This is a genomic window from Paenibacillus sp. 01T443 (assembly GCF_056398325.1).
The window spans coordinates 1-13,014 of sequence record NZ_JBFTPE010000014.1; the positions used below are offsets into that span (position 1 = coordinate 1).

The following is a 13,014-nucleotide window of genomic DNA, read 5'->3' on the forward strand; positions in this document are numbered from 1 at the left end:
AGGATCAAACTCTCCAAATTGGTGTTTGAAATGCTCATTACTTTTTATCGCTTTTTCGCTTATCCCGAAGGATTTGCGAGGCAGTTATTACTCGTTGTTCAGTTTTCAAAGAGCAATCTTTTCTTTCGTGTCGGCCGTGTGTCTCGTTGGCGACCTAGATAATATATCATGTTCGCCTATGGCATTGCAAGTGTTTTTTTCTTTATTTGCGAAAAAGTTTTTGTTTTAGCATTTTGCCCCTTTTTATAACCGGTATTGCTCGCTCAAACTAAGAAATACAACGGGTCGATTCAACAAAATATAATGTCTCCCGTCATTCCTTTATTATTCATACTGCATATAAAAAAAACAGTAAGTACAAGGATACGCAGCTAAAACATAAGTCTCAGCGTGACATGGATGTACTTACTGTTCATTATAATAAGAGTAACTTATCTTAGTACTTCTTTAATATGAAGATGTCGCTCCACGATTAGGTTTACGATTACCCCTTCAATGGATACCCATGGCCTCGTAGGGTAGTTGCGTTCCGAAAACACAATCTCTCCAACACGCTCATCGCTAAGCCTGACGATCGTGCCATTATGGAACTGAGTCGCCTTCTCTACAAATGTACGGACATAAGTCGGATCCAGCTTTCCGAACGAATCACTTTGAATTTGTTCAAGTACGAGATACGGAGAGGCAGCCTTCCTATATGCCTTATTCAAGGTCATTGCGTGGAAAATATCTGCAATAGCTACAATCTTGGCATATGGGTTAATTTTCGTCGCATCTATGCCAAGCGGATATCCCGAACCGTCAACCTTCTCATGATGCTGCAGGGCAGCCATCTTTACCCCCTCGTTCAGGGCAGGGACATTTTTGAGCAGCTGGTAACCAAGAACGGTATGCCTCATCATTTCTTCTTTCTCTTCCGCTGATAACGGATTGGGCTTGGTGAGAATCATCTTATCGATCCTAACGTTCCCAATATCATGCAATAAGCCGGCAAATGCGATTTGCATCCAATCCTTTTGAGGAAAACCCGTCCATTGCGCGATTTGATAAGAAGTTAATGCACAAGTGATACTATTATGGATCAAGTAATCCTTCTCCACAAATTGACGCGGTACAAAGGTCAGCAAGTTATAGCTCTTAATATGCTCCAGCATCTTCTCTAGCTGTTTGCGGATGTCCATTACTGGCATTGCTTGCCCAGCTACAAAAGAATTGAATACTTGGCGCAAAACAATGACCATTTTGTCATACTCTTCATGCAAGGGAGATTCCACGAATACCGGAGTTGCTTCCTGGCTTGAATCTTCAACTGTATCCTCGCGTGTTTTGTTTGACGCTTGGTTTGATTCAATTTCAACACTTGTAATAAGGAATGCCTGCAGTATTTCTACTTCTTTAGGTGTAACGACTTTACCTTTTTGAAATAGAACACCGCCAAGCGGGGTGAGGACATCTTCAATGATTTTATCGCCTAATTTAAGATGTGATAACGTTACCGCCGCCACAAGAGTCCTCTCCCCTGTAAGTGAATATATTCGACATATGTATTAAAATTGCAAAACACAAGCTGATCCGTACGATGACGGTATCAGCTGTGTCTTTTATCATTATTCTGTTGGTGTTTCGCTACCGTCTTGCTCCTCGTTCTCATCAAGCACTTCATTCTCTTCGCTGCGAGCTACACGTGTTACAGTTGCTACCGTATCATCCTCACGCGTATTAATGAGCTTTACCCCTTGTGTATTTCGGCCCATCGTTGAGATGCCCTCCATACTCGTGCGAATCATCGTACCAGAAGCGGTCATGATCATAAGATCCTCATCGTTCTCAACGACTTTAAGGGATACGATCGGTCCATTCTTATCGGTAACGTTAAGCGTCTTAATGCCTTTACCGCCACGATTTTGAATACGATAATCGGCCACTGGAGTCCGCTTTCCGTAACCTTTGGATGTAACAATCAGAATATCCTTTTCTGGTACGATAACGTCCATATCTATAACGGTATCGTTATCATCGAGCTGGATACCTTTAACGCCTGTAGCTGAACGTCCCATGGATCGAACATCCTGCTCCGAATAGCGGATGGACATCCCTTGCGCCGTACCCATAATAATTTCCTGATTACCATCAGTCAACTTCACGCCAATGAGATCATCATCCTCACGAAGCGAGATAGCAATTAGTCCGACCTTCCGGATGTTAACATAATCGTCCAGAGGTGTTTTCTTCACAACCCCTTGTCTTGTTGCAAAGAACAAGTAGTGCTCAGAATCGAACTCCTGCACCGGTATAACCGCATTAATCGTCTCGCCTTGTTCAATTTGAATAAGGTTAATGATTGGCGTTCCGCGAGCAGTACGATTAAGATCAGGAATCTCATAGGCTTTTAGCTTGTACACCTTACCCTTGTTTGTAAAGAACAATAGATAATGATGCGTATTAGAAACGAATAGATGTTCAACAAAGTCATCATCCTTCGTGCCCATGCCGACTACGCCTTTACCGCCCCGCTTCTGGCTGCGATAAGTACCTACCGGCAAACGCTTGATATAGCCTGTATGAGTAATCGAAATGATAACATCCTCGCGAGGAATGAGATCCTCGTCTAGAATTTCTTCATCACTCGCCATTAGCTCTGTACGGCGCTCATCACCGAAGCGTTCTTTTAATTCATTTAGCTCCGTGCTGATAATATCAAGAACAAGCTGTTCATCGGCCAAAATCGCTTTATATTCAGCAATTTTACGCATTAGCTCTGCGTATTCCGCTTCAATTTTGTCTCTTTCCAGACCAGTCAGACGCTGTAAACGCATATCTAAAATCGCTTGCGCCTGCTCATGTGAGAGTGAGAATCTTGTGATCAATCCCTCGCGGGCTTGATCGGCCGTCTGAGAAGCACGAATTAATGCAATAACCTCATCCAGATGGTCAAGCGCAATGCGCAAACCTTCCAAAATGTGAGCTCTTGCCTCAGCTTTTTTAAGTTCAAACTCGGTACGACGACGAATAACCTCGATTTGATGCTGCAAATAGTGATAAAGCATATCTCGGATGTTAAGCGTCTTAGGCTCTCCATTTACGAGCGCCAGCATGTTAATCCCGAAGTTGGACTGCAGCTGCGTATGCTTGTACAAATTATTCAGCACGATGCTTGGGTTAACGTCTCTACGAAGCTCAATGACGACACGCATTCCGTTGCGGTCAGATTCATCGCGTAAATCCGTAATGCCCTCGATCTTTTTCTCGCGAACGAGCTCAGCAATCTTCTCAACCAAACGAGCTTTGATAACTTGATAAGGCAGCTCATGCACAATAATGCGCGCTTTGCCGTTATTCTCCTCAATGGTTGCCCGCGCCCGCATCGTTACCGAACCGCGCCCTGTCAAATAAGCTTGACGAATGCCTTGGCGGCCCATTACGAATCCGGCTGTTGGGAAGTCTGGACCTTTTATATATTCCATTAACTCGACTGGCGTAATGTCAGGGTTAACAATTAGAGCCTGTACTCCATCGATAACCTCGTTCAGGTTATGTGGAGGAATGTTCGTAGCCATACCTACCGCAATACCCGTAACCCCGTTTACGAGCAAATTCGGATAACGTGCCGGAAGTACTACTGGCTCCGATTCTTCACCGTCATAGTTGGGTGCGAAATCAATTGTTTCCTTGTTAATATCACGTAACAGTTCCATTGCTATTTTCGAAAGACGAGCTTCCGTATAACGCATGGCTGCTGCAAAGTCGCCATCAATTGAACCAAAATTACCATGTCCGTCAACGAGCATATAACGCATAGAGAAATCCTGCGCCATCCGTACCATCGATTCATATACTGCTGAATCACCATGCGGATGGTACTTGCCGATTACTTCTCCTACGATTCTCGCCGACTTCTTATGAGGCTTGTCCGGTGACATGCCTAGCTCTGACATCGCAAACAAAATACGTCGATGCACTGGCTTTAGACCATCCCTAACATCGGGAAGAGCACGGCTTACAATGATACTCATTGCGTAATCCATAAAGGAATCCCGCATCTCCGTACCAATATCCCGATCTCTTATAGATATACGTTGTTCTTCCGCCATGATTTACCTCCCTGACGCCATCTATAGCTACTCTTAAATCAACATAACTCTTATATTACTTTCTCAAAAAGCGAGCATATAAACATTTTTAGCTCTTGCTTTTGAAATTCCGGTAAAACAGGCTTCATTCTTCAAAAAAAATAGGTAAATTCCCGCTATCCATACATGGAAAACCGCCATAAAATAAACAGACCCAACTTTCATTATACCACTCAATTCCAAGTCTGTCTCCTTCATCATTTGAATTCCGTTCGGAGAAAAGAAACAACGCGAGAGGAGAAAAACCGTTGAGCATTCGACGTGTTAAGAGCAAATGGGCTAAAACAAATATCATGCTCAAATCAGAGTATTTAAGTCAATATATGCCTACAACGAAGTTATTTGGACGCACTAATCTTCAATCCATGCTGAGTGAATATGGAATGGTCTACTTCAAACCTATTAACGGTACTTTTGGCAATGGCGTTACTCGAATAGAAAGAACGACTGAACCCGCCCTCGGTTACCGCTATCAGCTAGAAAAGCGTATTTTGTTCTTCCCTACTTTTGAGGAGCTTTACCAAAAGCTTGCGAAACAAAAGAAGAATCGGCAATACATCGTTCAAAAAGGAATCCACTTGCTTCGTCATCAGAAACGCCGCTTCGACATTCGTGTCATGGTGCAAAAAAATCCAAGCAAGGAATGGGAAGCAACAGGAATTATCGGACGTCTTGCGCATCCAGCAAAAATTGTTACAAATTACCACAGCGGCGGAACCCCTATGGCGCTGGAGCGGTTAATGAGCGACCATACCAACTCTTCAGAGCTGGCTGCGTTCAAAAACAGATTGCGAAAACTAAGTATTGCCATCGCAAAAAATCTCGAGGCTGCTTATCCTAACATAAAAGAATTAGGAGTCGACATTGCAATTGATGCCAATCTTCATCCATGGATCTTAGAAGTCAATACATTACCTGATCCCTTTATCTTTCGAAAGCTGCCCGACCAAAGCGTGTTTCATAAGGTATACCGCTATGCAGTTGCCTATGGCCGTTTCAAAAAAAGAAGCAGACGTCCATAATTGGCGGCTGCTTCTTTACCATTTACACGCTTTAGAAATCTAGATTCGTTACGTATCTAGCGTATTTCTGGATGAACTCACGGCGCGGTTCAACGTTATCACCCATAAGCGTATCGAAAACGACATCAGCTTCAATCGCATCTTCGATCGTTACCTGGAGCATCGTACGGCTTTCCGGGTCCATCGTTGTTTCCCAAAGCTGAATAGCGTTCATCTCGCCGAGTCCTTTATAACGCTGGACGTTTACTTTGACGCCTTCGCCAAATTCAGCAATAATCCGATCGCGTTCCTTCTCGGTTTGCGCGTAACGAATCACTTTATTGCGCTCAATTTTAAATAGCGGAGGCTGAGCAATATAAATATAGCCCGCATCAATAATTTGACGCATATAGCGATAGAAGAACGTCAGCATGAGCGTTCGAATATGAGCGCCATCGACGTCGGCATCAGTCATGATTATGATTTTGTGATAACGAGCCTTAGCCAAATCAAATTCATCGCTAATGCCCGTACCAAGCGCTGTAATGATAGCCCGGATCTCCGCGTTGCCCAAAATCCGATCCAAACGTGCTTTCTCTACGTTCAAAATCTTACCCCGAAGCGGCAAAATGGCTTGGAAGTGACGATCACGACCCTGTTTAGCAGAACCGCCGGCAGAGTCACCTTCTACGATGTAAAGCTCACTGATTGAAGCATCCTTGGAGGAGCAATCTGCAAGCTTACCAGGCAATGAACCTACTTCGAGTGCACTTTTCCGACGAGTCAGCTCACGCGCTTTTCGCGCTGCTTCACGGGCACGTGCGGCTTGTAAGCCTTTCTCTACGATTTTGCGTGAAACCGACGGGTTCTCCTCTAGGAATTCCTGCAGCTTCTCGGCAAAAAAGGATTCCACAATTCCGCGAACTTCACTGTTACCAAGCTTGGTCTTTGTTTGTCCTTCGAATTGCGGCTCTGGAATTTTGACCGAAATAATCGCAGTCAAGCCTTCACGCACATCGTCTCCGGAGAAGTTGGAGTCATTGTCTTTAATCAAGTTCGATTTGCGTGCATAGTCATTAATAATACGCGTAAGAGCACTCTTAAAGCCGGATTCATGCGTACCGCCCTCATGCGTATTGATATTGTTCGCAAAAGAATAGATGTTCTCTGTATAGCTGTCGTTATACTGCAATGCGACCTCTACATGGATATGGTCCTTGGAGCCTTCGACATAAATCGGCAGCTCATGAAGCGGCTCGCGATTGCGGTTTAAATATTTTACAAATTCGATGATTCCGCCTTCGTACATAAACGTATTCGATACGCCCGTGCGTTCATCGGAAAGAACGATCTCAATGCCTTTATTCAAAAACGCCAGTTCACGAATACGCGACTGCAGCGTTTCATAATCATAAACGGTTGTTTCCGTAAAAATCTCGCTATCCGGCGTAAACGTGACCTGTGTGCCCGTTTCCGTCGTATCGCCAATTATTTTAATATCATACTGCGGAGCACCCTTGCGGTACTCTTGCTGATAGATGTGGCCCTCGCGTTTTACTTGAACAATGACGAGCTCGGACAGCGCGTTTACGACAGATACACCGACGCCGTGCAAACCGCCGGATACTTTATAGCCCTCACCGCCGAATTTACCCCCGGCATGCAAAACGGTCATAACGACCTCTAGTGTCGATTTTTTCAGTTTTGCATTCTCGCCTACAGGAATACCGCGGCCATTATCAATAACGGTTACGCTGTTATTCTCGTGTACGATAACCTCGATTCTTGAGCAATAACCAGCCAAAGCCTCGTCAATACTGTTATCGACAACCTCCCATACGAGATGGTGAAGACCTTTGCCACTGGTGGAGCCAATATACATCCCCGGACGTTTGCGTACCGCCTCTAATCCTTCCAAGACCTGTATCTGACTCTCGTCATACGTATGCTGCTCCAAAGACATGCAACTTCACTGCTCCTCTCAACTGCTGTTCCTGATCGCCTTCGCTCTAGCCGTTCGCCGCAAAATGATGGGCGCGTTTCTTCAACGTAGAGGATGAAATAGGCGAATAATATATTTTCTGCTTCGTTACAACGATCGATTTCGGCTCTTCCTCGCCTATCGTTTCAACGTCCTTGCGCTTGCGTGCTCCCGCAACAAATTGCTTGGAAAGTTTGGAGGATTGCTCGATAGAAATATCAAAAATGGCCACCAGCTCCGCAGCCCTAATTATTTTCTCGCCGCCCAAATGGATGTACATGTCCTCTTCCTCACCTCTCCTATTCGCACCTAACGCGTCACTCGGCCGCCATGCACATGGTAGATGCCGGCATCCTGAAGCCTGCTTACATTCACGCTTTCAAGGCCGGTCGTTGTAATAAAGGTTTGTACTTTGCTTTGAAACGTCTCAATAAGCTGTGTTTGACGGTTCTGATCGAGCTCCGATAGCACATCGTCAAGCAGTAAAATCGGATATTCACCAATTTCCTCGTTAATGAGCTCTATTTCTGCCAATTTTAAAGATAAGGCCGTCGTTCGCTGCTGCCCTTGGGATCCGAATGTCTGTGCTTCTTTGCCGTTTATAAAAAACGCCAGATCATCGCGATGCGGCCCCACTAGCGTAACCCCTCTGCGAATCTCCTGATCTTTCACCTGTGTTAACTTTATCATAAATTGATCAAATAAAACAGGTTCATCTTGCTGGGCATCCGTATCGAAAGAAGGGCGGTACTCAATTGTGAGCTGCTCAGCACCGTTCGTTATGCCCGCATGGATTTGTTCTGCAAACGTTTGTAATTTATGTATGAAGTGTTTCCTTTTTTTCATGATTTTAACACCATGCTCTGCCAGCTGCATATTCCATACATCCAGCATCGTCTGATTTGCCCCTCCAGGATACGATGCTTTCAGAAAATTATTTCGCTGCTGAAGCACCTTCCCGTACTGCTGCAGGGTATATAAATAGCCGGGCTGCACCTGACCGATTTCCATATCGAGAAACCGTCTTCGCACACCCGGCGTTCCTTTTACAATTTCCAGATCCTCCGGCGCAAACATTACAACGTTGACTGAACCGATAAAATCACTTAGTTTACGCTGCTCAAGTCCGTTAATTTTAGCCTTTTTCCCCTGCGCCGAATAGAGGAGATCGAGCTTAATCGATCCGTATTTCTTATCGACCTCGCCTGAAATGCGCGCAGCATCGGCTTGCCAGCCAATAAGCTCCTTATCTTTGGAGGTTCGATGTGATTTCGTTAGTGCTAGTACGAAGATGGCTTCCAGCAGGTTTGTTTTTCCCTGGGCGTTGGGCCCGAGAAATACATTTACCTTATTGGTCGTTTGCAAATCAAGATCACTATAGTTCCGATAATTTTGCAGCTGTATGTTCGTTAAAAACACGTTTCGACCTCCCGGTCCATTGGTGCGTTACGCTTTACCAACCGTAAATACGCCGCAGCCTTCAACCTCTACTTTATCCCCAGCATACAACTTTCTGCCTCGCCGATTATCTGCTTCTCCGTTAATGATAACGGTGCTCTCTTGAAGAAAAAACTTAGCGTGTCCGCCGGTTGAGATGCAATCGGACAGCTTTAGAAACTGCCCTAGCGTTATATATTCTGTTTTGATGCCAATTTCTTTCATCGAAAAGCTCATTCCTTTCTTGGGCTGGACCTGGTATTAACCGGTTGTGCGGTAAGGCAGGATGACATACATGCTGAATGCATGATCCATAGGACGAATAATAATCGGGCTCATAGCCCCTGTAAAGCCGATGAATAACTGCTCGCTGTCAATAACTTTAAGAACATCAAGCATATATTTAGAGTTAAATGCGATTCTAAGCGGCTCGCCATTGAACTCTTTTGGTTCAAGCTGCTCCGTAACCCGGCCAAGCTCCGTGGAGCTAGAAGAGATTTCAATCGCCCCGTCTTCCAGTGTTATAAGGCGTACGATATTGGTCTTTTCTTCACGGGACATCAGATAGGCACGGTCGATCGCATCCATCACATTTTTTGTATCCAGAACAAGTTCTGTTTTGAAGGTTTGCGGAATAATCTTAGAAGTATCGGGATAGGTGCCGTCAAGAATCCGCGTATAGAACAATACGTTGCCAAGCTTAAATAGAACCTGATTGTCTGCTACAACGATATCTACAAGAGCGTTATGTTCCGGAACGAGCTTTGAAAGCTCAATGAGCGTTTTTGCCGAAATAACGACATTGCTGAATTTAAATTGTGCGTCCGTATCTACTTGAGCCGTGCGGCTTGCAAGCCGATGGCGGTCGGTTGCTACAAATTTAAGCTCGCCTTCGAGCAAATTCCAAAGCACACCTGTCAAAATTGGCGTTTGTTCGCTTGCCGAAGCAGCTAGAACGGTTTGACGAATCATCGCTTTTAATAGATCGCCCGGCATTTGCAATAATTCGTTTTGCTCGATGGAAGGTAGCACCGGGAATTCTTCTGGATCGAGTCCAACCATCTGAATTTCAGTCGAGCCGGAGCGAATGATGGTTTGATAAGTATTGCTTACGTCAATAACGACTTGCTCGGAAGGAAGCTTTTTTACAATTTCGACAAAAAATTTAGCTGGCAGTACTACGCTGCCGGGTTTATCCACATGTGCAATAACGAATTGATCTCTTTCCACAGGGATGAAGCTTTGAATGGAGATGTCGGTGTCGCTCGCGGTAAGTGTTACGCCAAGATGGGTAACCTCGATTTTGATACCGCCGAGAATAGGTATGGCAGGACGTGAAGAAGCAGCTTTGGCTACTTGCTGGATCGCATCGTTTAATTCATTTTTTGAGATTGTTAATTTCATGGTTTCACTCCTAGCGTTCTTATAAATTCATCCAAGTAAGAGCCTGCACGAAACGATAGTTTTTAGAAAAGGCGTTTGCTGTTAATTTTTAAAAGATGAGCGTATAAATTTGAACGTTGTACAAAGCTTGTATAACGTCGCGAAACGAGCTTTTATCGCTGAAGGAAGGAATCTTCCGTTAACGCTTATTTGATGATGTTTTTTTAAAGATTTTTAGTAGTCGTAGTAGTAGGGGCCCTGAATATGTGGATAACCCCTTGGAAGACTGATAAAGCAAGCCTATCCACATGTGCATAGCGTGTGCATAGGCTTGCTTAGTTGTTCACATATGATTTTTGATTTTTTCGGTCAGGTTTTGGACGATTTTGTACAGGTCCTGATCGATCTTCAGCTGCTGCGTAATTTTCTCATGCGCATGAATGACTGTCGTATGATCACGGCCGCCGAATGCTTCGCCGATTTTGGGAAGTGAGAAGTCGGTGAGCTCTCTCGATAAATACATGGCGATTTGCCTCGGATACGCAACGGCTTTTGTCCGTTTCCGCGCTTTAAACTCTTCTAGCCGCAGCCCGTAGAATTCTCCAACCTTCGTCTGTATGTCATGCATCGTAATCATTCTAGGCCTACTGGACGGAATAATATCCTTAAGCGCTTCTGCAGCCAAATGGGACGTAATATCCGCATTTATTAAGGAGGAATAAGCGACTACCCGTATGAGGGCACCCTCCAATTCACGGATGTTCGTATCGATCTGGTTTGCGATATAGATCATCGCTTCGTTAGGGATATCTAAATTTTCAGCCCTAGCTTTCTTTCGCAGAATTGCAATCCGCGTCTCCAGGTCCGGCGGCTGAATATCGGTAATGAGCCCCCATTCAAAGCGTGAGCGAAGCCGTTCCTCTAGCGTCGGAATTTCCTTTGGCGGACGGTCACTCGAGATGACAATTTGCTTACGTTCCTCGTGGAGCGCATTAAAGGTGTGGAAAAACTCCTCCTGCGTTTGTTCTTTCCCAGCGAGAAATTGAATATCATCGATCAGTAGAACGTCGATGTTGCGGTACTTTGTACGAAAGCTTTCGCCCCTGTTATCACGAATGGCATTAATGAATTCATTCGTAAATTTCTCTGACGAAATATATAGAACCTTCGTATTTGGATTGTGATCCATGATGTAATGGCCGATTGCGTGCATTAAGTGGGTTTTTCCAAGCCCTACGCCGCCATACAAAAACAATGGATTATAAGCTTTGGCCGGTGCTTCCGCTACCGCAAGCGATGCCGCATGCGCAAAACGGTTGTTTGCCCCGATGACGAATGTATCAAACGTATACTTCGGGTTAAGCATATGAGTAGGTGTCGCTTCTTCGTTCATAACAGGGGAATTTACCGTTTTTGGCTGGAACGTATAAGCAGGCTCCGCACCCTTCGGTTCCTCAATAGAGAAGCGAACATCAACCTGTCTGCCCAAAAATTCAAACAATGTTGTTCTTATTAGCTTCGTATAACGGCCCTCCAGCCATTCGGCCGCAAATGTTGTCGGCGCTGTTACTTCAAGCATAGAATCATCGACAAAAGAAGCTTTCGTTGCTTTGAACCAGGTGTCAAAGCTCGGTTTGCTTAATTTAGTCTGGATGATCGACAACACTTGCTGCCATAAATCATAGGTATGGCTGTCCACAGACTGTCACTCCTTATCCAATCGCCACGAATGGCGCAGTTGCAAGAAAAAATGTCGAAAATCAGGGTATTATAACGAAAACATCCACATTATACAGAATAATAATTGGATGAGTTATAAATAGGGGATGAGTTTGTTCACAATGTTATCCACAGGCTGTTGATAAAACTGAGGCAATAATGATCTAATCCACAATGAAAACATAATTATCATAGCAAAAGATCCCTTATATTTCAACGAATTCGCATATTTTATCCACATTCTCAACTGCTTGTGCATAAAAGTTATCTACACCACTACATATTGTTTATATCTTGTTAAGATTTCGACAAAGTTCGTTCAAGGTGCCTGTGGATTGTGCACATGTTATTAGTTTTTGATAAAAGAAGATATTTCATGCGTTTATCCACAGAGGCATTCGAAAAACATTTATCAACAATTTGGCGTGAGACCTGATCATTGACTTTTGGCGGCCAACATGGTTTAATAAAAAAAGCGTTTTTTTAAATATAAGACTTTATAAGTAGCACACTTATATCGCTGCTTATATTACACCGCGAAACGATGCTGCTCCGTCCATTAAGACGGCGAGAGCCGTTTACGCTTAATTGGAAACACGCAGTATAGGAGGTGCAGAACGATGAGACCTACATTTAGACCTAATGTTAGCAAACGTGCGAAAGTGCATGGATTCCGCAAACGGATGAGCTCGAAGAACGGACGTAAAGTTTTGGCAGCGCGTCGTCAAAGAGGAAGAAAAGTACTGAGCGCATAAGCAGAAGACCACGTCCGGTGGTCTTTTTTTTTTGCTTATGAGGATGAGGAGTGGGTGAGCAGCTGCTTATGCTGCTCATTTACTGGTGATACTTAGAAGATCAATGAGGGAACGGTGGCCATCAGTCGTGCATAGAAAATTGCGTCTTCGCAACCGTGAAGACTTTAGCCGTATTTATCGAGGCGGTAAATCGTTTGCGAATGGGCAGTTTGTCGTTTATTGGTCTAAGCAGCCATCGGCGGAACCTTTTCGTTTAGGTGTGTCCGCGAGTAAGAAAATAGGCAATGCGGTTGTGCGCAACCGGATGCGCCGAATGATAAAGGAAATCGTTCGTCATCAAGCAAATCGAATTGTTCCAAGGACCGACTTCATTCTAATAGTAAGAAAGCCAGCTACATTGATGAAGATGAAGGAAATGGAGAAAAGCGTTCTTCATGTATTGAAGAAAGCCGGTTTGCTGAAGAGCACAGCGAGCACAAAGGAAAAGCAGGCAGATTGACGTGATTTTGCCGGCTTGCTTCGTGTGCTTAAAATGTCTTCTATAACATGAGTAAAGAAAGCGGATGCAAGGAACGACTCGTTGTTTCTTTGTCCCATAAATTATGGTA

At 44.4% G+C, this 13,014-nt stretch carries 11 protein-coding genes; 3 read left to right on the forward strand and 8 right to left on the reverse strand.

The window, feature by feature from the left end; genetic code table 11:
• Nucleotides 1-431: 431 nt before the first annotated feature.
• On the reverse strand, nt 432-1,505 hold the full coding sequence (locus AC1DLI_RS23755; RefSeq protein WP_477606970.1) for an HD-GYP domain-containing protein: 1,074 nt from the start codon (nt 1,503-1,505) through the stop codon (nt 432-434).
• 102 nt (nt 1,506-1,607) lie between these two features.
• Nucleotides 1,608-4,091 (reverse strand): DNA gyrase subunit A, encoded by a 2,484-nt coding sequence (gene gyrA, locus AC1DLI_RS23760; protein ID WP_477606971.1) that lies wholly within the window; start codon nt 4,089-4,091, stop codon nt 1,608-1,610.
• Between the two features lie 287 nt (nt 4,092-4,378).
• Here gyrA and AC1DLI_RS23765 point away from each other — a divergent pair, with 287 nt between their 5' ends.
• The gene (locus AC1DLI_RS23765) at nt 4,379-5,152 is read left to right on the forward strand and encodes a YheC/YheD family protein (protein ID WP_477606972.1); all 774 of its coding nucleotides are present in this window, start codon (nt 4,379-4,381) and stop codon (nt 5,150-5,152) included.
• A gap of 31 nt (nt 5,153-5,183) precedes the next feature.
• Here the strand turns inward: AC1DLI_RS23765 and gyrB are convergent, their stop codons facing one another.
• From gyrB to dnaA, 6 genes are all read right to left on the reverse strand, one after another.
• The gene (gene gyrB / locus AC1DLI_RS23770) at nt 5,184-7,094 is read right to left on the reverse strand and encodes a DNA topoisomerase (ATP-hydrolyzing) subunit B (protein WP_477606973.1); all 1,911 of its coding nucleotides are present in this window, start codon (nt 7,092-7,094) and stop codon (nt 5,184-5,186) included.
• A 46-nt stretch (nt 7,095-7,140) separates the two neighbouring features.
• Nucleotides 7,141-7,392: an extracellular matrix regulator RemB gene (gene remB / locus AC1DLI_RS23775; RefSeq protein WP_012772007.1), complete on the reverse strand. Its 252-nt coding sequence runs from the start codon at nt 7,390-7,392 to the stop codon at nt 7,141-7,143.
• A 29-nt stretch (nt 7,393-7,421) separates the two neighbouring features.
• Nucleotides 7,422-8,531: a DNA replication/repair protein RecF gene (gene recF / locus AC1DLI_RS23780; protein ID WP_477606974.1), complete on the reverse strand. Its 1,110-nt coding sequence runs from the start codon at nt 8,529-8,531 to the stop codon at nt 7,422-7,424.
• A 27-nt stretch (nt 8,532-8,558) separates the two neighbouring features.
• The gene (gene yaaA, locus AC1DLI_RS23785) at nt 8,559-8,774 is read right to left on the reverse strand and encodes a S4 domain-containing protein YaaA (protein WP_477606975.1); all 216 of its coding nucleotides are present in this window, start codon (nt 8,772-8,774) and stop codon (nt 8,559-8,561) included.
• Between the two features lie 36 nt (nt 8,775-8,810).
• Nucleotides 8,811-9,953 carry a DNA polymerase III subunit beta gene (dnaN, locus tag AC1DLI_RS23790; protein WP_477606976.1) on the reverse strand — a complete coding sequence of 381 codons (1,143 nt, stop codon included), beginning with the start codon at nt 9,951-9,953 and terminating at the stop codon, nt 8,811-8,813.
• Between the two features lie 322 nt (nt 9,954-10,275).
• Nucleotides 10,276-11,631, reverse strand: a complete 1,356-nt coding sequence (gene dnaA, locus AC1DLI_RS23795; RefSeq protein ID WP_308997690.1) for a chromosomal replication initiator protein DnaA — start codon at nt 11,629-11,631, stop codon at nt 10,276-10,278.
• Between the two features lie 640 nt (nt 11,632-12,271).
• Between dnaA and rpmH the strand changes: the two genes are divergently transcribed.
• Together rpmH and rnpA are read left to right on the forward strand one after the other, a co-directional pair.
• Nucleotides 12,272-12,406, forward strand: a complete 135-nt coding sequence (gene rpmH, locus AC1DLI_RS23800) for a 50S ribosomal protein L34 (RefSeq protein WP_308997689.1) — start codon at nt 12,272-12,274, stop codon at nt 12,404-12,406.
• Between the two features lie 127 nt (nt 12,407-12,533).
• Nucleotides 12,534-12,905: a ribonuclease P protein component gene (gene rnpA, locus AC1DLI_RS23805; RefSeq protein WP_477606977.1), complete on the forward strand. Its 372-nt coding sequence runs from the start codon at nt 12,534-12,536 to the stop codon at nt 12,903-12,905.
• The last annotated feature ends 109 nt before the right edge of the window (nt 12,906-13,014 follow it).